General features: G+C 61.5%; 14 protein-coding genes, 1 pseudogene and 1 CRISPR repeat array. Of the genes and pseudogenes, 2 read left to right on the top strand and 13 right to left on the bottom strand.

The annotated features are described in order from the left end of the window. Positions 1-110 precede the first annotated feature (110 nt). From truB to CDN38_RS04085, 7 genes and pseudogenes are all read right to left on the bottom strand, one after another. On the bottom strand, positions 111-1,004 hold the full coding sequence (gene truB / locus CDN38_RS04055; RefSeq protein ID WP_075511268.1) for a tRNA pseudouridine(55) synthase TruB: 894 nt from the start codon (positions 1,002-1,004) through the stop codon (positions 111-113). Then, entirely contained in the window at positions 1,001-1,684 is a 684-nt protein-coding gene (gene pptT, locus CDN38_RS04060) for a 4'-phosphopantetheinyl transferase PptT (protein ID WP_099318784.1), read from the bottom strand. Before pptT ends, truB begins: the two co-directional genes overlap by 4 nt. Then, a complete protein-coding gene (gene pptH / locus CDN38_RS04065; RefSeq protein WP_075511270.1) occupies positions 1,681-2,649 on the bottom strand; it encodes an ACP phosphodiesterase PptH in 969 nt (322 codons plus the stop codon). Before pptH ends, pptT begins: the two co-directional genes overlap by 4 nt. A gap of 64 nt (positions 2,650-2,713) precedes the next feature. Beyond that, positions 2,714-3,274, bottom strand: coding sequence for an LppA family lipoprotein (locus CDN38_RS04070; protein ID WP_075511299.1), 561 nt, complete (start codon positions 3,272-3,274; stop codon positions 2,714-2,716). A gap of 53 nt (positions 3,275-3,327) precedes the next feature. Beyond that, complete coding sequence (locus CDN38_RS04075; RefSeq protein ID WP_075511271.1) at positions 3,328-3,891, bottom strand: LppA family lipoprotein; 564 nt, start codon at positions 3,889-3,891, stop codon at positions 3,328-3,330. Then, on the bottom strand, positions 3,891-5,579 hold the full coding sequence (locus CDN38_RS04080; protein WP_099318785.1) for an alpha/beta hydrolase family protein: 1,689 nt from the start codon (positions 5,577-5,579) through the stop codon (positions 3,891-3,893). Before CDN38_RS04080 ends, CDN38_RS04075 begins: the two co-directional genes overlap by 1 nt. 3 nt (positions 5,580-5,582) lie before the next feature. After that, a pseudogene (locus tag CDN38_RS04085) lies at positions 5,583-5,908 on the bottom strand (hypothetical protein). A gap of 183 nt (positions 5,909-6,091) precedes the next feature. On the opposite strand from CDN38_RS04085, the gene CDN38_RS04090 reads away from it, so the two are divergent. After that, positions 6,092-6,673, top strand: coding sequence for a DUF3558 domain-containing protein (locus CDN38_RS04090; RefSeq protein WP_075511273.1), 582 nt, complete (start codon positions 6,092-6,094; stop codon positions 6,671-6,673). 10 nt (positions 6,674-6,683) lie between these two features. Further along, on the top strand, positions 6,684-8,366 hold the full coding sequence (locus CDN38_RS04095; protein WP_075511274.1) for a CocE/NonD family hydrolase: 1,683 nt from the start codon (positions 6,684-6,686) through the stop codon (positions 8,364-8,366). A gap of 116 nt (positions 8,367-8,482) precedes the next feature. Beyond that, a CRISPR array of direct repeats spans positions 8,483-17,716; the repeat unit is 36 nt; unit sequence GCCTCAATGGTGTCCGGCCAAAATGACCGGAATAAC. Between the two features lie 170 nt (positions 17,717-17,886). Here the strand turns inward: CDN38_RS04095 and cas2 are convergent. From cas2 to CDN38_RS04125, 6 genes are read right to left on the bottom strand one after another with little or no spacing between them, the layout of a single operon-like run. Further along, positions 17,887-18,174, bottom strand: a complete 288-nt coding sequence (gene cas2, locus CDN38_RS04100) for a CRISPR-associated endonuclease Cas2 (RefSeq protein ID WP_075511275.1) — start codon at positions 18,172-18,174, stop codon at positions 17,887-17,889. Next, positions 18,171-19,811, bottom strand: a complete 1,641-nt coding sequence (locus CDN38_RS04105) for a CRISPR-associated endonuclease Cas4/Cas1 (protein ID WP_075511276.1) — start codon at positions 19,809-19,811, stop codon at positions 18,171-18,173. The genes cas2 and CDN38_RS04105 overlap by 4 nt, the downstream gene beginning before the upstream one ends. A 3-nt stretch (positions 19,812-19,814) precedes the next feature. Beyond that, positions 19,815-21,200, bottom strand: a complete 1,386-nt coding sequence (gene csb2 / locus CDN38_RS04110; RefSeq protein WP_075511300.1) for a type I-G CRISPR-associated protein Csb2 — start codon at positions 21,198-21,200, stop codon at positions 19,815-19,817. A 2-nt stretch (positions 21,201-21,202) separates the two neighbouring features. After that, on the bottom strand, positions 21,203-22,162 hold the full coding sequence (gene cas7g / locus CDN38_RS04115) for a type I-G CRISPR-associated RAMP protein Csb1/Cas7g (RefSeq protein WP_075511277.1): 960 nt from the start codon (positions 22,160-22,162) through the stop codon (positions 21,203-21,205). Then, positions 22,159-24,255, bottom strand: a complete 2,097-nt coding sequence (gene cas8g1, locus CDN38_RS04120; protein ID WP_075511278.1) for a type I-G CRISPR-associated protein Cas8g1/Csx17 — start codon at positions 24,253-24,255, stop codon at positions 22,159-22,161. Before cas8g1 ends, cas7g begins: the two co-directional genes overlap by 4 nt. Next, positions 24,255-26,594, bottom strand: a complete 2,340-nt coding sequence (locus tag CDN38_RS04125; RefSeq protein ID WP_099318787.1) for a CRISPR-associated helicase/endonuclease Cas3 — start codon at positions 26,592-26,594, stop codon at positions 24,255-24,257. Before CDN38_RS04125 ends, cas8g1 begins: the two co-directional genes overlap by 1 nt. Between the last annotated feature and the right edge of the window lie 64 nt (positions 26,595-26,658).

Consider the following 26,658-nt stretch of genomic DNA (forward strand, 5'->3'; position numbering starts at 1 on the left):
GGGAGACATGCACGCCCCTTCCCACCTTGAGCGGCGGCCGATGGACTTTCGCCACGGTCGTGTCTCCCAGTGTGCAACCTCGCTGCCGATGGATAACCGCCCGGGTACCCCTACAACGTTGCGGGGCGGATCACCACCACCGACTTGGTCCGTGAAGCTTCGTCGCGAAGCAGCGCGATCACCCGGCCGTCAACGTCGGCGGCGGCGTATGTGCCGTCGATGCCGGCCGGCGCAAGGGGCCGGCCGTTGGCGGTGGCCTCGGCCTCCTCGGCGGTGAGGTCGCGGCGCGGATACATCAGCAGACACGCTTCGTCGAGGCTTAGGCTCAACCGTGGGCGCTGCGCCAGCTCGTCGAGCGAATACGCCTGGTCGAGCCCGAAGCGACCCACCCGGGTGCGCCGCAACGACGTCAGGTGGCCGCCCACGCCAAGGGCGGCACCGAGATCACGGGCCAATGCGCGGATGTAGGTTCCCGACGAGCAGTCGACCTCCACGTCGAGGTCGACCACGCCGTCAACGGTGCGCCGCGCGGTCACGTCGAACCGGTCAACACGTACCGGGCGTGCCTCGAGCTCAACCGAATGGCCCTGGCGAGCGAGCTGGTAGGCACGACGGCCACCGATCTTGATCGCGCTGATCGTCGACGGCACCTGTGCGATGTCGCCGCACAACGCACAGATCGCGGCGGCGATCGCCTCATCCGTGAGATCTGCGGCCGGAACAGATTGCAGCAGTTCACCTTCGGCGTCATCGGTGGACGTCGACTGACCCAGCCGGATGGTGGCGGCATACGACTTCGAGGCTGCGGTCAGCAGGCCGAGGATCTTGGTGGCGCGGTCGATTCCGATCACCAGCACGCCGGTGGCCATCGGGTCCAACGTCCCCGCATGCCCGACCCTGCGGGTGGCGAAGATGCGGCGGCACCGCCCCACCACATCGTGACTGGTCATTCCGGCTGGCTTGTCGACAATCACCAGACCCGAGCCGGTGGGGCTCTGGCTCATAGCACGATGGCGGTCAGCACCAGACCACGCTCGACCGACCATCGCCCGTGCAGCGTCGTCAGCGGCGGACCCGACAGAACCGACGGGTCGATCAGGATGCGGGACGTGAAGCGGCCGGTCAAGCCGGAGGCGTCGGCGTCGAAGGTGATGTGCGCGTCCTCGAAACCCAACCATCTCTCGGTCAGCGGAAACCACGCCTTGTACGTGGCCTCCTTGGCGCAGAACAGGATTCGATCCCAATGCAGCCCAGCCGGCATGCTGCGCGGTAGCTCGGCGCACTCGGCGGGCAAGCTGATCGCGTCCAGCACGCCATTGGGCAACACGTCGTGCGGCTCGGCGTCGATGCCCACCGAACGCACCGCGCCGCTGCGCCCCACCACCGCGCCCCGATAGCCGGTGCAGTGGGTCAGACTGCCGACGACGCCGTCGGGCCAGCAGGGTTGTCCCTTGTCTCCCTTGAGGATCGGTACCGGTGGCACACCGAGCTCCCGCAGCGCGACGCGGGCGCAGTGGCGGGCGGTGATGAACTCGTTGCGCCGCTTGTCCACCGACTTGGCGATCAACGGCTCCTCGTCCGGCAGCGGCGCCAACCCGGGCGGGTCGGAGTACATCTCGGCGTACGCCAGGTCCTCGATCACCGCGTCGGGCAACACCGACAACACCAGCATGCTTGTCGTCACCGCCGTAATTGCCGCTGTCGCAATCTTTCCCGGAACTGAGCGGCTTGGGCACGCATCTCGGGAGTGATGACAAAGTGGCCGCCGAAGTCGTTGAGATAACCCGGCGCGTACTGCGGATCGGGCAGAACTTGGCGCAGCCAGGTGTATGGCTTGCGACGGCGCCACTCCCGCGGGTAGCCCACCGACACCTCTTCGAAGCGCACCTCGTCATGCCAAGTGGTGCGGGGAATGTGGAGATGGCCGTAGACCGAGCACACGGCGTTGTAGCGAGTGTGCCAGTCGGCGGTCTTGGTGGTTCCGCACCACAACGAGAATTCCGGGTAGAACAGCGCCTCGCAGGGCTCGCGCAGCAGCGGGAAGTGATTCACCAACACGGTCGGTTGCATCCAGTCCAGCTGTTCCAGACGCGCGCGGGTGCTGGCGACCCGTTCGTGGCACCAGGCAGTTCGGGTGGAGTACGGCTCGGGTGAGAGCAGGAATTCGTCGGTGGCCACCACGTTGCGTTGCTTGGCGATGGCCATGCCCTCGGCTTTGCTGGTCGCTCCCGGCGGCAGGAAGGAGTAGTCGTACAGCAGGAACATCGGCACGATGGTGGCGGGGCCGCCGCGTTCGGTCCACACCGGAAAGGGGTGCTCGGGGGTCACGACACCCAGTTCGTCGCACATATTGATCAAGTAGTCGTAGCGCGGTTTGCCGAAAATCTGCATGGGGTCGCGGTTGGTGGTCCACAGCTCGTGGTTGCCGGGCACCCAGATGACCTTGGCGAATCGGCGCCGCAGCAGGTCCAGCGTCCAGCGAATCTCGTCGGTTCGTTCGGCAACATCACCGGCGACGATCAGCCAATCGTCCGGCGACGACGGGTACAGCGACTCGGCGACGGGCTTGTTGCCCAGATGACCGGTGTGCAGGTCAGAAACAGCCCACAGCGTCGGCTGTGCGCCGCCGGTCTGCTCGTGCCGTGTCACGGTTAACCACCCTAACGATTTGGCGACGTGGAGACGAATTGTTCCTCGTCACACGCTTTGCTGGCTATGGGGTGGGCAAGGGTGTCGGGGTGTCGGTTTCGCTGATCCGGCAGTCCGATTGTGCGGTGAGGGATGAAGCGACCTGGGTTCCCAGCTTGAATATGCCGCCAGCACCGGAAATGTATATGTCGTGGTCACCCGGCTTGTCTTTCATGACACCAAAGTTGTTGGCGCCGAACTTATTTGTCCCATCCTTGACAATCTGGACGACCTGCGGCCACTTGTCGTCGGGGATTGGTCCACTGAATCCGACCATGAAATACGCCGCTTTGGCCCTGGTCCACTCGTAGTCGCCACCACACCCCGTCCAGCTGTCCTCATCCATCGACCAAGTCAATCCCGGCACCGCGGCCGTTATCGCGTTGGCCATCTGAGTGACCGCGGCCCGGTACTCTTTCTTGGCGGCCTCCAGCGAAGGCTTGGCGCGCAGCGGGTTCTCCAATTCGGCCACCTTTTCCGGGCTCAACGGGCCGTCCGCTCCACGACCGGTTCCATGACCGATGCGACCGCAGCCTAGGCCCACCACACAAACCACGGCCAGCAGCCAGGTCATCGGCCAGCGCAAGTTCCGAGCCTCCGTCACTAGTCTTCGCCACAGCACCAGGACGGTCCGAACTGCTACTGGCTCGGAGACGGTTTCGGCGTATCGGTTTCGCTGATTCGGCAGTCCGATTGTGCGGTGAGGGATGAAGCGACCTGGGTTCCCAGCTTGAATTCGACACCCCCGACTCCGGAAATGTACACATCGTGGTCGCCCGGCTTATCTTTCATGACACCAAAGTTGTTTGCGCCGAACTGTTTTGCCCCGTCCTTGACGATCTGGACGGCCTGCGCCCACTTGTCGTCGGGTATCGGTCCGCTGAATCCGACCATGAAATACGCCATCTTGGCGTGAGTCCATACATACTCGCCGTCACAGTGGTTCCAGCTCTCCTCATCCATCGACCAAGTCAATCCCGGCACCAGGGCCGTTATCGCGCTGGCCATCTGGATGACCGCGGCCCGGTACTCCTCCTTAGCGGCCTCCAGCGAAGGCTTGGCCCGCAGCGGGTTCTCCAATTCGGCAACTCTTTCCGGGCTCAACGGTCCCTCCTCTCCACTACCGGTCCCATGACCGCTGCGACCGCAGCCGAGCACAACCACGCAAACCATGGCAAACAGCCACGCGATAGGCCAGCGCATCAATGCCCCCCTCCGGGTGCGGGACCCGGTGCCCCAGGCATGCCACCACCCAGAATGGGTGGCAGCAGCGGAGCCTCCACCTTGTTTTCCGGCAGCCCAGCGGCAATTGCCGCCAGGTTATAGCCGGACATCCGCAGCTGCGGCTGGCCGGCGGCATCTTGGAAGACCCGGGGATAGTCGCCATGGGCATAAACTCCGTCACGCCAAATGCCGCCCGGATCAAAACCCGCCTGTGACGACAGCTCCGTCAACCCAGGGGTCAGATAGGGGTCCGGGCCCCAGCCATGCAGCGGCGCGACCGGGGCCACCAGACTGGTAATGAGGTCGTGCGGAGCCTGCATGACATAGGCCTTCCCGTGATCCAGCCCGAGTTGCGTCGGACTGTATAGCTCGAGGCCGGGTGAGCCGTAGAACACCACATCGTTGACGGGATGGGCACCATGAGCATTGAGGTCCTGCAACGCCAGCGACGCCGTTAACGACCCGTACGAGTGTCCCAAGACCGTCAGGTGGCCACCGGGATTATTGGCCCGAACCTGCTGTAAGTACCTTGACAAGTCTGCCGCGCCCGCACGTGCCCGCTCGTCGGTCATGGTCTGCCACAGGTCGCCCGCACTCCCGGTGTCGAGCGGGTTAGGGGGCGGGGTGTATCCCATCCATGCGATCGTGGCAACAGAGTTCGGTTTGCCGGCATTCTTCAATTGCCGAACTTCTTCTCTCTGCAAGTTGCGGGCCTCGGTCACCATCCCAGGCAAAGTTCCCTTGAGAGTGGAGCCTACACCGGGCACGGTCACCGACACGTTGGCGGCGGTGTCCGGGTTGCCGACGGCCACGGCCGCCAGCACCTGCTGGTGTGGATCGTCGGGAAGCTGCAGCTGGGCGAGGTAGGTTTCCGGAGCGTTGCTCAGTGCCTGGTCGACGGCGTCAAGGTCGCCCAGCCGTCCTTTGGCGGCGGTCAACTGATCGTTGAGGGCTGCAAGTTGGCCCAATACATCGCTGTTCAAGATGCCGTTGTTGTAGTCCCTGGCCGCTTGGCCCGCAAGTTCGTCGTACCGTCCCTGCAACTGCCCGATGCGGGCCTGCAGCTTAGCGCGCTCCTCGCGCAGCCGCTCCTCGTTTGCATCGCTGGCGAGCTGCGTCGGTGTCAGCCCTTCGGGGCCGACCGGCGGGCCGGAATCAGCCGGGATGGGCACATCACCGTCGGCCATGTTGACCGCTGAGGCCAATTCCTCATCGAGGACATTGGCCTCAACCACAATCGCATCCAGATCAGCCTGCAGCTCCGCCTGCTTGGCGAGCATCCGTGCCCACTCGGCCTCGGTGTATCGCAGCCCGGGGACCGGCACCACCTTGTTGGTGAGCGCATCGACCGTCAGCTCGGCGGCGGCGGCGGCTTGGCGTAGTGCGGCCAAGTCCGATTGGACCTTCACAATGCCGTTAGCGGCCCTATCGGCCGCCCGGGCAACTGCCAACGCCTCATAACCGTGGGCGTCAAGATCTCGGCGAAGCCCCGCGTTTTGGTGTGCCGCCGCCTCAGCGGTCTTGCCGCCGGAACTCGCGAAAATCGACAGCGTCGCTAACTGCCGCGACGTTTCGAAGGTCACCTCGGCTCGGGCCTTGGCCGCGTGAAACACTTCCCGGACCGCTTGCGCATTCCAGCGATCGATATCGGCCACCGTCAACGACACTGATCACGCCTGACGCACAGTGGCCTTGCCGCAGGCGGAAACACCAATTTGGGCCAGCGCCCGTGCCCGCTCCTCTTCCGCCGCCGCATGATAACCGCGGCCTCGTGCAGACCGCGTGCGTGATCACCGATCCTGGTCAGCAGTGCCCTCGACGCTTCCCACCAGTCGCCCTTCTTGGCATTGAGCGCCGTCGCTGAGGCGCCCTGCCAACCGACCTGCGCAGCCTGGAGCCGGTAGTCGGACGTCAGATGTCCGGCTGCCAGGCCCTCGCCATGCGCGGTCACCTGCGCCGCCGAGCACATCCACTGCTCCGGACTGATCTGAAACACGACTACCTCCTCGCGTTTTCGACGGGCCCCGCCAAACGTCAGCGGCTCTGAGACCACCCGCCCACTGTTGGGCAGACAAGCATGACAAGTAGGCCGCATGACAACAAGTCGACGAACCCCTGTGACGGCGCGGAGGCGACTTGTACACTCCCGGCAAAAGGACCACCAAGGGCAGGGGGTGTCGTGTTCGCCAAGGTGCGTCTGGCTTCAGCGGTCGGTGCGCTGGTCGCAGCGGCCATCGGGGGCACGGTGGGCTGGCAGGGCGCCTCGCCGACGCCGGCCGACGGCAAGGTCGAGTTGCGGTCAACCGCAGAACCGATGTCGACGACGATGAAGAGCCCCATCGTGGCAACCACCGACCCGAGCCCGTTCGACCCGTGCAACGACATTCCCTTCGATGCAGTCCAGCGCCTCGGCTTGGCCTACACACCGCCGGAGGCCGAGGAGGGGTTGCGGTGTCACTACGACGCGGGCAACTACCAGCTGGCCGTCGAGCCCATCACCTGGCGCAGCTACGCCCAGACCCTGCCGGCGGACGCCATCGAGACCACGATCGCCGGCCACCGGGCCGCGCAGTACTGGGTGCTGAAGCCGACCTACCACAACAGCTTCTGGTACTCCTCCTGCATGGTGACCTTCAAGACCAGCTATGGAGTGATTCAGCAGTCGCTGTTCTACTCCACGGTCTACTCCGAGCCCGACGTCGACTGCCCGTCAACCAACCTGCAGCGGGCCAACGATCTGGCCCCGTATTACAAGTTCTAAGCCGCGCAACGTGAGCACAACCTCGCCCCGGTCCGAGCAGCGCAGGCGAGGCGGCCGCGCTGTCCCGGGAGCGGTTGGCGCGCTGCTGCGTCTGCCCCGCGCAACCACGCGCTACACCGTGAGCCGGGTGCACGTCCCCATGCGCGACGGGATTCACCTGATCGCCGACCACTATGCGCCGACCACGTCCGAGCCCGTCGGCACGTTGCTGGTCCGCGGCCCCTACGGGCGGGGATTTCCGTTTTCTTTGGTGTTCGCCGGGCTCTACGCCGCGCGCGGCTATCACGTCGTATTGCAAAGCGTGCGCGGAACTTTCGGCTCGGCCGGTGACTTCGAACCGATGGCCAACGAAGCGGCCGACGGTGCCGACACCGTCGAGTGGTTGCGGCGCCAACCGTGGTTCACCGGCCGGTTCGGCACCGTCGGGCTGTCCTACCTGGGCTTTACCCAGTGGGCGCTGCTGCACGATCCGCCGCCGGAACTGGCAGCGGCCGTCATCACCGTGGGGCCGCACGATTTCCGGGCCTCGGTGTGGAGCACCGGATCGTTTGCCGTCAACGACTTCTTGGGCTGGAGCTATCTGGTTTCGCGTCAAGAGGAATCGGGGCCGCTGCGGGGCGCGATCCGCCAGCTGCGGGCGCCGCGCAAGGTGAAACGCGCCATCTCTGGGTTGCCGATGAACTCGGCGGCCAGGACACTGCTCGGCGAGGGCGCACCCTGGTTCGAAGCCTGGGTGGAAAACCCCGACCACGATCACCCGTTCTGGGAATCACGGCGCTACCCCGCCGCGCTGGACCGTGTTGAGGTTCCGGTCCTGCTGCTGAGCGGCTGGCAGGACATCTTCCTGGACCAGACGCTGCACCAGTATCGGCAGCTGCGTGACCGCGGGGTCGACGTGGCGCTGACAGTCGGTCCGTGGACCCATACCCAGACCATGAGCAAGGGGCTGTCCACTTGCGCTCGGGAGTCGTTGGACTGGTTGGACGCCCACCTGGGCGACGCCCCAGCCCCGCGCCGCCCAGCTGCCGTCCGGGTCTTCGTGAACCAGCACGGCTGGCGCTCCCTGCCGCAATGGCCGCCGGCCACCACCGAACGGGTGCTGTACCTGCATCCGAATGGCCGGCTGGACGAGACGGCGCCGACGGCCGATGCACCGCCGGCGACTTTCCGCTTCGATCCCGCGGACCCGACCCCCATTATTGGCGGTCCGCTGTTGTCGAAAGGCGGCTACCGCAACGACAGCCGACTCGCGCGCCGCGACGACGTGCTCTGCTTCACCGGCGCCGCTCTTGCCCACGATCTGTACGCCTACGGCAGCCCCGTCGTCGAATTCACGCACTCCTCGGACAACCCCAATGTCGACGTGTTCATCCGGGTCAGTGAGGTCGACGCCAAAGGCCGATCCCGCAATGTCAGCGACGGCTACCGTCGGCTGGGGGACGCGCCGGAGACGGTCCGCATCGAACTCGACGCCGTCGCCCACCGATTCAAAGCGGGCTCGCGCATCCGCGTCCTGATCGCCGGCAGCTGGTTTCCCCGCTACGCACCCAACCTCGGCACCGGAGAACCGACGCTGACCGGCCAGCAAACCAAGCCGGTGACGCATTCGGTGCATTTCGGCAATTCCCGGCTGCTGCTACCCGTCGGCCCGTCAGCCGACCGCGTCGCGAACTCTGGCGGCGACCTCGGCTAGCACCGCGTCGTCATGCACCGGCGTCGCCAGGCTTGGCGCGTCAGCGTCGATTGTGTCCGGTCACAATAACCCGGATAACCGGGTTCATCATGGTGATGTACGCATCGGTTCCTCGCGCCTCAATAGTGTCCGGCAGAAATGACCAGAATAACATGTGTAGCACTGCTGGGGTATCGCACACCATGACGGCCTCAATGGTGTCCGGCCAAAATGACCGGAATAACCATCAGCCCCCGACTGAACGAGTGGCGGCTACTCGCGCCTCAATGGTGTCCGGCCAAAATGACCGGAATAACCGCTGCGTAAAACTAAGGGGCAAGCTGACGAATTAGAGCCTCAATGGTGTCCGGCCAAAATGACCGGAATAACGTGGGCTGTCTCAATGACTTTCGCTGTCTTATAGTGCCTCAATGGTGTCCGGCCAAAATGACCGGAATAACCGTTCCGAGCGTGCCGGGAGAAGATCAGGCTTTCCGGCCTCAATGGTGTCCGGCCAAAATGACCGGAATAACACAGTTTGGGCAGATACGGCCGGCGAATGTGATCGAGGCCTCAATGGTGTCCGGCCAAAATGACCGGAATAACGGGCTACCAGCGTGTCGAACTCTTCGCCGAGTGAACGGCCTCAATGGTGTCCGGCCAAAATGACCGGAATAACCCGGTAAGGGCCCATCAATCTGTGATTGATCAGATCGCCTCAATGGTGTCCGGCCAAAATGACCGGAATAACGGGCTGGGTTCGGCCGGCGCCAAAGGTGTTAAGACCCGCCTCAATGGTGTCCGGCCAAAATGACCGGAATAACACGGTCGCGGCGATCTTCTGCTTGCCGCCGAAGTATGCGCCTCAATGGTGTCCGGCCAAAATGACCGGAATAACCCCTCATGCCGGTCTTAGATCGTGCTGCCACAACGGGCCTCAATGGTGTCCGGCCAAAATGACCGGAATAACGTGCCGCGAAGCTTCCCTCCGTTATCCCTTCTGGCAGCCTCAATGGTGTCCGGCCAAAATGACCGGAATAAGTTGCCTGTCAGTCAGGGCTTCGGGGATGTGTTGGCGCCTCAATGGTGTCCGGCCAAAATGACCGGAATAACCGGATTTTGCGGGCGATAAAGTCGCCAGCGGGGCGGTTGCCTCAATGGTGTCCGGCCAAAATGACCGGAATAAGGCGGTACAAGGCGCGAATTGGCAGCGATCCGGCGGGCCTCAATGGTGTCCGGCCAAAATGACCGGAATAACGCCGTACATCACGCTCGAACTCCTCGACAGTGCCCGGCCTCAATGGTGTCCGGCCAAAATGACCGGAATAACTTGACCGACAACAGCGCAACTAGCACAGACAGTGTCAGCCTCAATGGTGTCCGGCCAAAATGACCGGAATAACGCGACGCAAGCAACTTTATTGCCCGCAAAATCCGCCCGCCTCAATGGTGTCCGGCCAAAATGACCGGAATAACTTCATGCGCCTCGGCAGTTTTAGCCACCACATCTTGGCCTCAATGGTGTCCGGCCAAAATGACCGGAATAACGCTGCTCGTACACCTCAATGGCCGCCGAGGAGAACAGGCCTCAATGGTGTCCGGCCAAAATGACCGGAATAACCCCTGAAACGGCCAAAATCCCCCCGGCTGGCTTCGGAGGCCTCAATGGTGTCCGGCCAAAATGACCGGAATAACTATTTCGGCGACGACACTGGTCCAGGACGCCATCCAGCCTCAATGGTGTCCGGCCAAAATGACCGGAATAACCGTGACCGTCAACCCATAGTAATCGACCAGCTCAAAGCCTCAATGGTGTCCGGCCAAAATGACCGGAATAACGTGTGGAAAGACCCGCAGGCGCAGGCGATCCGCACGCCTCAATGGTGTCCGGCCAAAATGACCGGAATAACGTCCTGGCATGAGAACCCGGCCCGCTCCCGCGCTGCCCGCCTCAATGGTGTCCGGCCAAAATGACCGGAATAACAGGTGATGTGCTGACCGCACGTGCAGCCGTTGGTCGTCGCCTCAATGGTGTCCGGCCAAAATGACCGGAATAACCGCGATCCGCGTCTCACCGCCGCCGCGGACGGACTTGCCTCAATGGTGTCCGGCCAAAATGACCGGAATAACGACAGGATTTACGACGCCCCAGTACGGACTACCTAGCCTCAATGGTGTCCGGCCAAAATGACCGGAATAACGTTGATGGGGCGTTCATCCGCGGTTTCGGCAACATCGCCTCAATGGTGTCCGGCCAAAATGACCGGAATAACGCCAAAAACGATGACGAGATCATCCGCAAGTTGCGGTGCCTCAATGGTGTCCGGCCAAAATGACCGGAATAACGTGTCGAGTTGGCAGGGTGTCATGACAGCGGCTAGTCTCGCCTCAATGGTGTCCGGCCAAAATGACCGGAATAACCTTGCGGATTTGGCGGGGTTCCCGCCGGATCCCGAGCCTCAATGGTGTCCGGCCAAAATGACCGGAATAACATGTCGGCGGTGTTGACAGTCGCGGCGCCGCGCCGGCCTCAATGGTGTCCGGCCAAAATGACCGGAATAACGGTGCGTCCTGAGTCATGATGCAGCCGCCGGCGCTCGCCTCAATGGTGTCCGGCCAAAATGACCGGAATAACGTGTTTCGCCATTTCAAGATCATATGAATTTTCTCGAGCCTCAATGGTGTCCGGCCAAAATGACCGGAATAACGCGTGGGTGGTCACAGACCAAATTAACGCAAAAATTGCCTCAATGGTGTCCGGCCAAAATGACCGGAATAACGTGGATATCCCAACGATGGTGTCGCGCTGGGCGGCGCCTCAATGGTGTCCGGCCAAAATGACCGGAATAACACGAGGCAAAAGCCCAAGCACGGCGACGAGGAGTACCGCCTCAATGGTGTCCGGCCAAAATGACCGGAATAACCCTATCAGGCGGCGGCGAACAACACCGCCTCGCTGGCCTCAATGGTGTCCGGCCAAAATGACCGGAATAACCCGGGCTGGAAGTACTCATAGAGCCGCGACCATCCAGCCTCAATGGTGTCCGGCCAAAATGACCGGAATAACGAGTGCTTGGGCGAGATGATGTTTGAGCCAGGCGCGGCCTCAATGGTGTCCGGCCAAAATGACCGGAATAACATATCGCAGTGGCATCGGTGCAAGATGTGGTGACGAGCCTCAATGGTGTCCGGCCAAAATGACCGGAATAACCACCACCGGTTTGCGGCCCTTCACAGGGACGGGGATGGCCTCAATGGTGTCCGGCCAAAATGACCGGAATAACCCGAAAGCGCTCTACGACGGACTGATGTCGGACAAGAGCCTCAATGGTGTCCGGCCAAAATGACCGGAATAACCCGGAAGCCGCCTACTCGACATCGGCGCAGGCTGGGGGCCTCAATGGTGTCCGGCCAAAATGACCGGAATAACTTGAACCGGGACGAATATTCCCGGCCGGGGTTGAAGGCCTCAATGGTGTCCGGCCAAAATGACCGGAATAACCCTGTACCCCGACGTATAGACCTAAACAGCCCACGACTGCCTCAATGGTGTCCGGCCAAAATGACCGGAATAACGTGATTGGAAAGCTCGAAACGCTGCTGCCCAACAGGCGGCCTCAATGGTGTCCGGCCAAAATGACCGGAATAACATCCTCAGTTTTCTCAAACTCGCTGACGCCTTATGCGCCTCAATGGTGTCCGGCCAAAATGACCGGAATAACTTGATCCAGTCCCAGTAGGCTGAGTACTCCGTAGGTTGCCTCAATGGTGTCCGGCCAAAATGACCGGAATAACCTCGCCCCATAGGGCGACGAGAGAATCCGGCTGCCCGGCCTCAATGGTGTCCGGCCAAAATGACCGGAATAACTAGTCCGGCGAACGGCGGTGAGCAGACCGAGAGGTGCCTCAATGGTGTCCGGCCAAAATGACCGGAATAACCTTATATGAGGACGCCGTACTAGCATGGTGGTCTGTAGCCTCAATGGTGTCCGGCCAAAATGACCGGAATAACTTTGGACAGGCGTTTGAGGGTGCGCTAGCCGGATGGGTGCCTCAATGGTGTCCGGCCAAAATGACCGGAATAACGTGTGCGGCTTGGCTGCCAGAACGTTCTCGTTGATGACGCCTCAATGGTGTCCGGCCAAAATGACCGGAATAACGTGGAGATAGCCGGGCTGGCGTCTGACGTGAACGCTTTCGGCCTCAATGGTGTCCGGCCAAAATGACCGGAATAACCTGACGCAATCTTCGACGCCATCGAAGCCCGCTTGACGCCTCAATGGTGTCCGGCCAAAATGACCGGAATAACACTCCGAGCGGCCGACCCGTCGCCCGGCGACCTGGTGCCTCAATGGTGTCCGGCCAAAATGACCGGAATAACATGAACGCCCGGGGAAATTGGAACCACGCCGGCAGGCCTCAATGGTGTCCGGCCAAAATGACCGGAATAACCGGCTCGACGCCAAGGGCCTTAGCCCATGCTGTGAGTGCCTCAATGGTGTCCGGCCAAAATGACCGGAATAACATGTGTTTACCGGAACTGAATGAACGACAGAACCAGGGCCTCAATGGTGTCCGGCCAAAATGACCGGAATAACCCGACCCACGCAAGATCCTCGTCGCAACAGTCGCTTGCCTCAATGGTGTCCGGCCAAAATGACCGGAATAACTCGATATCGGCGTAGATCGCATCGACCAGCACGGACTGCCTCAATGGTGTCCGGCCAAAATGACCGGAATAACAGCAGTGGTACAACGATAGAAGTGAACGCGACGACAGTGCCTCAATGGTGTCCGGCCAAAATGACCGGAATAACTTGGGGGATGGCCGCGGTGATCGCCTGGGTTGCGGGCCTCAATGGTGTCCGGCCAAAATGACCGGAATAACGTATTGATCAGTTCTACCAAATCCCGTTGGACGACCCAGCCTCAATGGTGTCCGGCCAAAATGACCGGAATAACCTAGTGATTGCCGGATGACCCGAACTGCACCGCGGCCGCCTCAATGGTGTCCGGCCAAAATGACCGGAATAACCTCATCCCTGATTGACCCGCAGCCGTGGGTGGACAAGCCTCAATGGTGTCCGGCCAAAATGACCGGAATAACCGATGAGCATCGCGCCCAGATGGCGCCTCATGTACAGCCTCAATGGTGTCCGGCCAAAATGACCGGAATAACGCGCAGGGGTTGGCGCATGGAGGTGGCCGCTTCTATTCGCCTCAATGGTGTCCGGCCAAAATGACCGGAATAACCTGATTGTGGCCCCCCTCCAAACCACGTAATGCCTGCCTCAATGGTGTCCGGCCAAAATGACCGGAATAACCTAGGTCCGATGATTGGGATCTGCGAGATGAACGTGATGCCTCAATGGTGTCCGGCCAAAATGACCGGAATAACCGACTACGAGCATTTGAAATGGCGCACCGTATGGAGGCCTCAATGGTGTCCGGCCAAAATGACCGGAATAACGAGGTGAGTGGTGGCGCGTAGGCGGGCGCGGTCGCCGCCTCAATGGTGTCCGGCCAAAATGACCGGAATAACGTCCGGGGGACTACCGGGATTCTATCCAGATTTTGGCCTCAATGGTGTCCGGCCAAAATGACCGGAATAACGTACGCGTGGCTGTTGTTGATTGTCACCAGCGACGAAGCCTCAATGGTGTCCGGCCAAAATGACCGGAATAACCAGTGCCCGAGGAGCGCACCCGCCAGCCGAGCACCCGCCTCAATGGTGTCCGGCCAAAATGACCGGAATAACCTCGCACACGTCGATTCCTCCGCCGTACGCGCATGGGTGCCTCAATGGTGTCCGGCCAAAATGACCGGAATAACAACGTCGGCGGCGTCGCACCAGCAATCCCCTTCGCAGCCTCAATGGTGTCCGGCCAAAATGACCGGAATAACGCTGTCGTGCGCCTTATCAACCCGGCCCGACCAACGGCCTCAATGGTGTCCGGCCAAAATGACCGGAATAACCTGCAAATCCTTCGTAGGCGCCGACATCGACGCAGCCTCAATGGTGTCCGGCCAAAATGACCGGAATAACCGCTGGCCCCGTCGCTTTTGCCGCCGCGTTGGCGCGCCTCAATGGTGTCCGGCCAAAATGACCGGAATAACACGCGGACGATCCACCGTTCTGAACTCGGGCAAAGGCCTCAATGGTGTCCGGCCAAAATGACCGGAATAACGCATCTCCCAGGGGTCGTAACGCACCCGCACAAGCGGGCCTCAATGGTGTCCGGCCAAAATGACCGGAATAACGACGGATCGCCGTGCAGTTGGCCACCATGCGGCAAGCGCCTCAATGGTGTCCGGCCAAAATGACCGGAATAACCCCGTCGCGGTACCACGCGGCTTGCTGGAAGTAACCGGCCTCAATGGTGTCCGGCCAAAATGACCGGAATAACTTGAGCCTGGTTGGCATTATCACCTGATCGATATCGGCCTCAATGGTGTCCGGCCAAAATGACCGGAATAACATTTGCAAGCGGAGATGTACCCGCTGGTGCGACACATGCCTCAATGGTGTCCGGCCAAAATGACCGGAATAACCTGCGAACGCGAGAAAGGCTGATCCGTGGCCGCTCGCCTCAATGGTGTCCGGCCAAAATGACCGGAATAACCAGTGCAGCACCCACCGGCCGCCGCGGGTGCGGAAGCCTCAATGGTGTCCGGCCAAAATGACCGGAATAACCTTGTAGCGCTCGATCTGCTCGGCCCAGGATTCGACGCCTCAATGGTGTCCGGCCAAAATGACCGGAATAACCGGCGCGGATATCGGTAGGGCCACATGGGTTGAAGGCGCCTCAATGGTGTCCGGCCAAAATGACCGGAATAACGGGTTCCATGTCAAAGAAACCGTTAGCAATAGCTACGCCTCAATGGTGTCCGGCCAAAATGACCGGAATAACTTGCCGTCCGCGTAGATGTAACCGCCGCCGGTACCCGCCTCAATGGTGTCCGGCCAAAATGACCGGAATAACGTGGCTTCTTGCCCGGACCCCTGTCGCAGTGCTTGATCGCCTCAATGGTGTCCGGCCAAAATGACCGGAATAACCTTCGTCGCCACAACCCAACCCGCCATCGCCCCATCCAGCCTCAATGGTGTCCGGCCAAAATGACCGGAATAACGGTCAAACCACGCCCACCAGCGTGCGTACGGGCCTTGCCTCAATGGTGTCCGGCCAAAATGACCGGAATAACCTGCACGGCCGCGTAAACCTCAGAACCGACACCCATGCCTCAATGGTGTCCGGCCAAAATGACCGGAATAACCGTCGGCTTCCAGCTGTGCGGCGAACGCGGCGAACGCCTCAATGGTGTCCGGCCAAAATGACCGGAATAACCAGGTGAATCAACCGCCGGTATCGGGTGTCGGTCCGGCCTCAATGGTGTCCGGCCAAAATGACCGGAATAACGTAAAAGCGGCCAAGGCTTCTTCTTTCGCCTCAACGGCCTCAATGGTGTCCGGCCAAAATGACCGGAATAACGCCAACCGCAAACCCATGAGGTTGTCGTGTGGGTCGCCTCAATGGTGTCCGGCCAAAATGACCGGAATAACGTTCATATTGCCCGACTTCTCCGCCGCTGACGGTAAGCCTCAATGGTGTCCGGCCAAAATGACCGGAATAACGAGCGGGCCATGGCGGCTTTGGCACAAGGCGGGGGGGCCTCAATGGTGTCCGGCCAAAATGACCGGAATAACCCCCACCGGCCCGCAAAAACTCTTCACCGACTACCTGCCTCAATGGTGTCCGGCCAAAATGACCGGAATAACCCACCGGCTGGCGAGTGCTTGGCTGCTGAGTTATCGCCTCAATGGTGTCCGGCCAAAATGACCGGAATAACGGGTGTCCTCGGCGAAGCTCTCGGCCGAGTCGTCGTCGCCTCAATGGTGTCCGGCCAAAATGACCGGAATAACAGGATGTTGCGGGCCAGCCGGATCAGCGTGGTGCCGGCCTCAATGGTGTCCGGCCAAAATGACCGGAATAACCTCATTCCTGTCCTTTCGTTAGTGAAATAACCTCGCGCCTCAATGGTGTCCGGCCAAAATGACCGGAATAACCGGATTGGTCGCCTACGCATCAGGGCACGTCACTAAGCCTCAATGGTGTCCGGCCAAAATGACCGGAATAACTAGAGCTGGCCCTGTGGGGCCTGACACGAGAGATGATGCCTCAATGGTGTCCGGCCAAAATGACCGGAATAACGGGGTGAGCAACTGGTGGTCACGCGCCAAGACAGCGCTGGCCTCAATGGTGTCCGGCCAAAATGACCGGAATAACCTTACTGAACGGTGCGAGGCCGCCGCGGCCGCGCTGGCCTCAATGGTGTCCGGCCAAAATGACCGGAATAACGGCCCGTGCTCCATATCACTGCGGCCGCATTGGACACGCCTCAATGGTGTCCGGCCAAAATGACCGGAATAACCCGAGAGCTTCGCCGAGGACACCCGATGGGATGGCAAGCCTCAATGGTGTCCGGCCAAAATGACCGGAATAACCAGGGTGCCGATCATGTTTTGCATACTCTTTATTCGCCTCAATGGTGTCCGGCCAAAATGACCGGAATAACAGCCGCGGCCGATTCATAGCCGGCCATCGCCGAGGTGCCTCAATGGTGTCCGGCCAAAATGACCGGAATAACCTCCTTCGACAACGCCGCTAACCCCGCACTTGTGTCGCCTCAATGGTGTCCGGCCAAAATGACCGGAATAACCTGCATGATCGCCGCTCTGCCTGCGCGCCTGTCCGTGCCTCAATGGTGTCCGGCCAAAATGACCGGAATAACGTTGACGTCGAACAGGGATTCTTCGTCGCTGGTGACGCCTCAATGGTGTCCGGCCAAAATGACCGGAATAACTCGTCCCACCCGAGGTGACACCCGAAGAGGTGATCTTGCCTCAATGGTGTCCGGCCAAAATGACCGGAATAACGTTAACGTCACGGCACACGCCTTACTCAAGGCATGACAGCCTCAATGGTGTCCGGCCAAAATGACCGGAATAACCCGCAGAAGCGGCAAGCAACCGTCAAAGCGTGCTGCTGCCTCAATGGTGTCCGGCCAAAATGACCGGAATAACACGAGATCGTCAAGGCGACATAAGAAGGGCTACTCAGCCTCAATGGTGTCCGGCCAAAATGACCGGAATAACGAATCCGCCGGCGTTGGCCAACTGGGCTTTGCGTGCGCCTCAATGGTGTCCGGCCAAAATGACCGGAATAACTGTGTCATTGGCGTCTGCGGCCATTGGGGCGGTGCTCGCCTCAATGGTGTCCGGCCAAAATGACCGGAATAACAAGCGCAGGCATGCGCTGATGCACAGAGCAATTCTGGCCTCAATGGTGTCCGGCCAAAATGACCGGAATAACCGCTCGGCTAATCTGAGCCCCCTGACCTGGCGTGATACACGGCACCGCGAGCAGTCAAGTTTCAAGGAGCTGCTATCCGCTTGCCGATGATGTGCGGCGTTCACCGTAACGCCTCCTACCTGCGAACGAGCGCCTCCAAGGATCCCACCTGTCATATGACCGCTCGCAGTTCATACGATCTGCGGCCCGTCTGCGGGGATGCAGCGGCCACGGCCGATCTGGCGTATCGCCGCGGCTGCGTATGTTGGACCGAGATCGATCCGGACGACACTATCTTCAACCAAATGCATCGCAGCAGTAACGGCTGCTTCGAGTTCCGCTAGCTCTGCGACGCTGAGATCGCACAGGAACACCGAATATTGCAGTCGCTCACCATGGTCTTCCATCAGGGTGCACACACGGCGTAGCCGCTTAGGATCGGCGATGTCGTATGCCATCAGGTAGCGACGCCGTGTCATCTCGTCACCATGGGCACATACTCAGGAAGCTCACCAACAAGCACGGCCGCCAAGATCCGCGCTTGAACATCGAGCACTCGTCTATAGCTGACCTGATAACCGAATACCGGATGTCTGATCTTCGTCTCGAGGCGACGCTCATAAGCTTTCAGCACCGTCTTTCTTCCTTGGCTGGTCAACGCAACGGCCCCAGCCCGTCTGATAAAGTCACGCGGTCCTATCTCGCCGTTGTTCAGCACACCAATGACAACCGAGTCAGCGATCAGGGGTCGAAATTCTTCAGCTAGATCGAGCGCAAGCGCAGGCCGTCCATATCTCGACCGATGGAACACGCCCAGATATGGATCCAGACCGACACCCACGATGACCGCGACCAGGTCCTTGGTCAGCATCGAGTAGCAAAATGACAGCAGCGCATTCAGGGGATCTGGTGGCGGCCGGCGGTTTCGCCCGAGCACCGAGAACTGGGCAGCGACCTCGCCACAAGAATTCGATAGCATCTTGGCAAACTCAGAGAAATAGAGCCGGGCGGCGGCTCCCTCAATGCCGAGAAGGGCTGCGAAATCGTCACATTCGCCCGCACTGGCAGAGAGCTGTTTGAGCGCCGCCACCGTCGCCGCGACATCGGCACGGGTGTTGCGACGCAACAGCGTACGGCAATTCGCGATCTTGCCAGCAATCATGCGCTGCGCCAGGCCGTTTCCACCCTGCGCATGGGCGGCGGTTTGTCGCCGCCGGACCTCGACGTATCTGGAAATCTGGCCCACTGCGAACCCCTGCAACCAGCCGCCCGTGCTCATCCACAGCACTGGGATATCGCGGGCGAAGCATTCGTGAAGGGCCTGGGTGCTGACTTGGACCCGACCGAACACCACCAGCTGCTGGACATCGATGAGCCGAAACGAGGCGATCTTTTCCTTGTCTCGTGTGACCTCGAGCCGTGCGCTACGAACGCCGACAAAGGAGCCCGGCTCAGTGATGTACACCGGTCGCTGGTCGGGATCTCGAGGCACCAGCCGACGCGGTGGTTGTTCCTGACGGGCGAGCAGCGCATTCGTCTCGTCAGGCAGGCACAGGCCCACCAGCGAACACCGTACGCACTTTGGACTGTTCACCAGGGGCAACGGTGCTGAAGACTGCTGTGCGACCTTTCGCGCAGCCGCAACGACGTCGGTCACTCGTGCAAGCCGTTCGGAGGTCAATTCGACGCTCACACGGCGTCGCGGCGTCGCATAATAGAGTTCGGCGCGATCGCTACGATACCCGTTGTCGCGCAAGACCATTCCCTGGATGCATGCCTGCACTTCGTCACTCGGCCACGGTGTACCGTCTGCCTGTGGCTCGCCCTTCTTGTAGTCGATCGGGACCACGCTGCCATCGATACCCTCGATCACGTCGATCTTGGCGATAACACCGAGTTCCTGCGAACTGAGCGTCACAGATCGCGCCGCAGTCAACTCGCCCTCCTCAGGCAACGGGGCGGCGCCAGTCTCAGTGTCAACACGCCGGTGCACCTGCTGGCCGACCCGGGTGTCGTCGCTGTCGGCGAATCTCCCCTCGACCCATTCGAGATAGAAGAGCCTGGGGCAGTAGACGAATTCGTTGATCATCCGCGCGGGCAGCAGGTCTTCGTCCATCGTTCAGCCCTCGGGCAGAAAGAGGCCGAGACCGAAGTGGCTCAGCCAGCCTAATGCGAGCGGTCCCTGAGTTGGGTGTGCGAAGCGGAGCCGGAGGAACTCAGCTGGGAGGTGCGCCTGACCCTGCCGTTTGTCCCCTCGCATACGCGCGCTGGGGCGGTGTCTGACGAACGCCGTCCATGGTCCGCCGACGAACTGGACATCGTCAGCTCGCTCATGACCGCGCAGCTCAAGTTCGCGCTGAACCTCGTGCACCACAAATTCGCGCCAATCGTCGCGGTTCTTCTTGGGGTACCGTGCGGGCGTGAAAGGCGTGACCGCACACCATGTTCTGGCCGGCCCGATGAACTCCGGGGCGGTTTGCTCAACCCTTCCCACACCGGAAACGCGAACCTGGACGCGACGTTTGTAGTCGTAGAGCGCCCGAATGTCACACAAGGCGCTCAGTTCCTTTTCCGGAATTATGCCGGGAACCCAAACCACCAGCGCGGTCAAGCGTCGGTCGCGAAAAAGCGGCAGGTAGTGCGCGTGTAACCCGCCTTGCATCGGCGTGTTATCCGAGGTCTTTCCGCCGAGCATGGTGCCTTCTTTGTTCTCACCGAGCTGCTTGATCGCTGCCTGACGCAGCAGGTCGGTATAGATGACAGCGTCGGTGTCCGGCGGGAGAGCGGCATGCAGGACATCAAATCTGACCGCGGTTACCGTCGGAGCCCGCCGACGTCCGGCAACAGTTCGCTCGACCTCAGCAGGTTGCTCAAGACCGTACGCAACAAGCCGCGAGCCCACCGGAAACCTCAAGCCGCGACGACGCACCTCGGCAGGACGTGCAAGAAGAGTGTCTACAACCAGGGGGATCGAGGACGAGAGAACCGACGTGGTGTCTCGATAGTCGTCTACGCGTTCAGTGACGTCCAATGGCTTCCAGACCGCGTGTCTCCTAGGCTCCCAATCCGTTTCGATAGCACCAGTGCAGATGCTATCCGCACGGCCGAAGTATGGGATCGACTTAGCTATGCGGCGCAACGCATTCTGCTGGTCGACCTCAAGTTCGATTGCCCACCGAGCGGCCAGTTGATCCTCCGTGCCAAACACCGCAAACGCGTCGAGCGTACGGTCCGTCCCATCCCTGGCATCCGGATAGTAGTGCCTGCTATGCGAAATGTTATGGGCGGGAACATAAAATGTGGGCGGTACGGCAAGCTGGGAAAGCAGCTGGTGCACCACCGACTCTGGTATCTCGGGGCAGCGAGTCTGCCAGACGGCATATAGCATCCGCAGCAATCGCCACGGCGACGGTGGTAGTTCCACCGCGCCCTCGTTCACATGCCGATCCCAGGGCGTCGCATGGTACCGCCCAAGCGGGAACCTCAGCACCAAGGTGGTCGGCATGGTCAGCCCTTCTTCCCCGACCATAAGACGGTGATCGCGTCACCGTCACCGAATACCCCGTCTGACCTTGTGATGAGATCCTGCAGGGCGCCTGTAAGCTCGTCGGCTGCTGGCAACTCGGGTCCGCGGCGGGCTGTCACCGGCGACACCAACTCAAGGTCACATGCTGTGCGCAGCCTCAGACCGCCTTCGAGTAGATTGCGAATCTCCCAGAGCGCCAAGGTTTCCAAGGCCGCAGTAGCTGACGGGGGCAACCCATAGGATCGGAGCAGCTCGATATCGATGACGAATGAACCAATGATTCGCTTTGCTGTCCATTCCGTCCTGGAGAACGGCACAGACCCGTACCCCTCTGCGGTTCCACCCTCGCCATCTTTGTCAAGCTGATGGCGGACACGGTCGGATTTGCGACCGCCGCTAACGGCGCGTTGTACGTCATGGGCTTCGATCACACCGGAGATCGCGCGCATGAATTTCGGCTGACCAAGCCAATTCTTGTGTGAGAAGAACACGCCGTGCATCAGGCAGAACGGATCTAATTGTGCGACCGCCGCAGCCATTGCGCGATAGTCAAGCGGCGTATCGGCCTTGAGGCCCAGACGATTGCCGATGACGTCGAACATGGGTTGACCGTCCAAGATTGACGTATGCACGAATGGTGATGCCAATCGATGCGCTTCGAGCCGGCTCGAAGTAAGGAATTCGCCGGTCTTCGCTCGAACCACGCGGACCCACGGCATTCCGGCCACCGCATCGACCGGACGGTTCTCCGCGTGGTTCCAGGCGGTCTCCTCAAGCCTGTTCGCCATCGATTGCACCGATTCGACCAGAAGTGCATCGACTTCGTGGCCACCCTCGTATCTGGTGAAGGTAGCCGTGCCAATATCAGGAAACCCGGTGGGCTGAAACGTGCTTCCAGATATGGGCGTGAGTTCGGCATCATAGATGTAGCGCCCGCTCATGTTGTTACCTCCTGTACTAACTCGGTTTGGTGGGATCCGACTACGGCTACGCGGTTCAGGGCCGCACGTCGATCGGATGTCTTGATAGTGAGCAGCAACGCGGCCGCAAACCGCCTGCCGTCGAAGGCGCTGCCGCGCACGCTCACGACGTGCCGCACACCGGCAACGCGCAGCCTGCGTGACGCGTCCTGCAGGACGGCCCCCACCTGTCCGGCGATCAAGCGTGATGGCCAGTCATGGCCTGGCCGGACGACAAGCGATCGCGATTCGCCGTCTGTGTTCACATAGTCGAGGGGTGCCGCGCCAGTGAACAGCAGGACCAAGTCAAGGGCAGGGGCAGACGCTGATGTCGTCCCGGGCAGGTTCTCGCCGCCCGTATACCGCCAGTCAACGCACGATAGGCCAAGAGTCAATGCTGCCGTCCGCTCGTCATCGATAGCGCCCTCAACGAATGCCTGAATATCGCCCGAACGCAGGCTCATGCCGCGCTCGAACGCGATGCGCGCACCGCGCACCGACGGCGTGCGGTCTGTGCGCACCTCGTCAGTCGCGAGCGGAAAGCTTCGGCGCCGCGCGATGTCGGCGAGTCCTGGAACCAAGCCGCCGGCAAGGAGCGGATCTGTCAACCACGTGCCGAATGTGCTTGCACCGTCACGGGACGTTGTGAGCGCCAGTGCGATTCGTAATTCACGATCATGGTGAATCACGTCCCGAAGCTGATCGAGCAGCTTGGCGCCGTGCGGAAAACTCAACACCGGCAACTTGGAGTCGCGAACTTTTCCCGATCGGGATGCCGCGGATCGACATCTACCAAGCGCGGCAAATACTTCCACGAGCGCGGCATCCTGACCGGTGCAAGCATGGTCAAAGATCGCCTGGTCAAGTGCACGCAGCCGCGCAAAGATGTGCGAGGGCGGGTCGGACCGACGAAGCGCCTCGCGCCAACGGTCCAGTGGAGCCAGCAGATCTACCCCACCGCGAACGCCTACGTCGATGCGGCCGGCAGGCACCGCGATCGGGTTCTGCCCGAGCCGGTCGACGAAAACATGCCGATGAAATGCTCCGATACCTCGATCGACAGCGAAAGTGGCTGCTGCACGCGCCATGTCGAGGCCCGACCGCGCAGCATGAGAGTTCCAATCCGCGCGACCTTCGCCGAGCAGGTGCGCCGCTTCTGGGATGCACAAGGGTTCGGGCCATTCCGGTGCCCATAGTTCCGCAAGGGGATGCTCTCCTGATGCCGACGACGCGAAGCCCGCCGTCGAACCCGGCACCTGGAACGGCAACGCCGCTCCAGAGTAGGCGGCACCGTGCCGACGTACAACGGCGGTGGCGAACAGTAACGTGCCCTCTATGACAAACAGAAATGTCCACGGATTACCAACCGAGTTGGGCTCGTCAGACGCGCCGACGCCGCCTGCGTCGAACTGACCGGGCGAGTCCTTTGGCAGCGGGGCACGAGGGCGCCCGTCGAGCGCAGAAGCCAGCCATGCCACGCTGTCACGGTGCTCAAGTACGGTCCGAGCCTGTTGAAGGTATGTCGCCGAAAGGTCTTGACGACCCAGGTTGCCGCCGGTGCCGAGCAGTCGGGAGTACGACGGGTCGTCATCTTGTCCCAGCGCGATCGCGGCGTCCAGCCACGCGACCGCCGCGTCGGGAAGTTCGTTTCGGCAAAGTCGCAACACCTCCGGTTTCCGCTTCTTGTCCCACAGGTCCGCGATACCCAGCCGGAGCCCGTCGCTGACGACTCGGTCAGCCCCGGCCACGGCAAGCCGTAACGGCAAAAGCCGTTCGTCGGTACTTTCGCGTATCCACTGCAGGATTCGCTCGGCCGCAGGACTCTTACCATTGGCGGCAAATCCCGAGCCCGAATTCCACGGCGAGACAATTGATTCCGGCTCGAAGCTGGCGTGCAGCGCAACGGTCAGCTCATCGATGGTGTCGAATCGGCAGCGAAGAACGTATACACCTTGGCTCCAGCGACCTTGCGCTTCAGGGTCCAGGAGGCGATGCACGGCCCGATGCACGCCGAGAGCGGACAAGTACCCCGCCAGCGGTGTCACCCGACAGCCGTCCAGGACAAGTTCAGCCATCACATTCCTCCGTTCGCGCTGGCCTGCCAGTCGGCGGCTCGAACGACCGCCTCACAGAACGCAAGACGGAAGGGGCCAAGGTCAGCTCGATCGCGTAGCGCAAGCGCCCGGCTGGTCAAGGAACCAGAGCCGTGTGTCGTCGGCTGCAACGACAGGTTGACGGCCGGGATCTGGTGACCACTCAGCGTGAAACCGATTGTGCTGCTTCCCTCTTTAACGCCCAGCGTGACCCCTGGTCGCTCGTCGGGTTTGCCGCGAATCGTCACTCGGACTTTTCCGTGATGAGCGGCAACGAGGTACACGATCAAGTCGCGTTCCTGATGGTCGTCCAGCAGCCCGGTCGATGCGTCCAGCAACCAAAGCGCGCTCGCCAGCTCATGGCGAAAGTGGGGCGGATCGTGCCGCAACGGCCGATGACCGGGTGATTTGGCCCACAGCGCGAGTGAAGCCGGAGGTGGCGCCTCGGGGTTCGCTTTCGCCAGCGATGCGGCGAAGGTCGGATGCGCCTTGCCGAGGTCATGAAGCAGTGCGGCGCGGACGATCGCATCGCGCTGGCGATCCGTCAGGTCGACGCCGGGCCCGAAGCGCGGTAACAGCTCTCGCGCGACAGCTTCGGTCTCAACGAGGTGTTCATCCAGAGCTATCCAGTTTGCGAACCCAACGGAAAGCGGGTCGCGGTCAAACGCGTCGGGTGTCGTCGACGGCACAGTGACCGGTTCGACTGCCTGCCTGCTGCCTGGGTCGAAACCGCGTTCGGGTAGGTAACCGCCATGCAGCGCGTCCAGTACGATGACTGCCCCTGGGCGGACATCGTCGCGCCGAGCGAGCCGCCACGTGCCGTCTACCTGATCCCAGATGCGGGCACATTGTGGTTCCGACTTGAGCATGTCCCGGACGTCGGCGATCGGTGCCTGGCAGAGCTCGCTTCGGTGGACGGTGGGCATGTCAGGAGTTTTGAGGTCGCGCCAGGCGACCGATACGGTTCGATCAGCAGCATCGCGGATGAATGGGCTGACGTCGATGTCGTTGCCCGCAAGGTCAGGTGCCGTGTCGAACAGATCCAGAAGGTCGCGCCGGCGCAATACGGGATGGATCGGCCGCGTGGTGGAGACTTGCTGCTCTGCTAGCTCCCGGCCGGTCATTGCACGATCCTCGAGGGCCGCGAGTGCCGTAGCCGCGGATTCGAGATCTTCCGCCGCGTAGGGCAAGTGCGCCTTGGCGCCGACTGGCACCGTCCACACGAGTCGCGCGTCGGCGGCGCGGCCGTCGCGGTTGCAGCGGCCCGCGCGCTGCACGATCGACGGCCACGGTGCAACCTCGGTGATCAGGGTCTCCGAGGTCACATCGACGCCCGCCTCCAGAACTTGGGTTGCGACAACGATCGTGCCCTGTGGGCCAGGTTCAGCCAGGGCCGCGGCCGTCTGGGATGCGCGGTCGGTAGGTCGGAAGCGTGAATGCAGCAACACGACATCAACGCGCTGTTTAAGACGCTCCAACTCAGCCTGGACGCTCATCGCGCGCTCGACCGTGTTGAGAACGACCAGAGTTCGAGTACCGGGCCGGTGCAGGGCCACCACGCTTGCCGCCAAAGCGGCCGAGTACTTTTTCGAATCGGCATCAAGGTGGAGTTGTCGAATTGTGCGGGTTGCGGCCATCCGCCGGGCGAGCTCGCCGCTCTCGTCAGTCACGTCGACCACGGACAGCGGTCTACGCAAGTCCGCGGTGGATAGCTCTGCCACGTCGATCGTCGCTGACATCCACATCGACCGGCAGGGCAGTGCGGTGCCAAAAACCTCCCGCAGGCCCTGCAATTGCAGCGACGTGGGCAGCCCCGGACCCATCAGCTGTACCTCGTCAAATACGAACTGGGTCCCGGCGTGCAGCAGACCGAAGCTCATCGGCCAAGCGGCACGGGTTTCTGCGAAGCCCCGCATCAGGAGCCGCGACAGCGCCATGTCTTGGGTGCCGATGAAGATTCGCTCGGTGTCCGGGTGGGTCTTCCACTCGCGGTCGCGCCTATCCTCACCGCCCATCAACACATGCACCCCGACCGCAGCGCCCAACGCGCCGACCCATCGACGCGCTGCGTCGACAGTTTGTTCGACAAGCGTGCGCTGCGGCAACACGACAACCAGCCAGTGAGGCGTCCCCGCGCGCACGGCCGGATCGGGATGGGCGATCCGGCGGTACAGCCACGGCAACAGTGCCGCCAGCGTCTTTCCGGACCCAGTCGGCGCGCGAAGTACATCCGGCAGCCCCGATTGCGCCAGTTCCGTTTGGTACGGGTATGGCCGGGCCAAACCGTGTGTCGCCGCCGCGACAAACTCTTCGAACGTCATAGCTTCATCTCCGTCATCTAGCTCAGGGCGATGTGTGACAAAAGCTACGGCGAGGGTCCGACAA

Source organism: Mycobacterium ostraviense, assembly GCF_002705925.1.
Taxonomy (GTDB): domain Bacteria; phylum Actinomycetota; class Actinomycetes; order Mycobacteriales; family Mycobacteriaceae; genus Mycobacterium; species Mycobacterium ostraviense.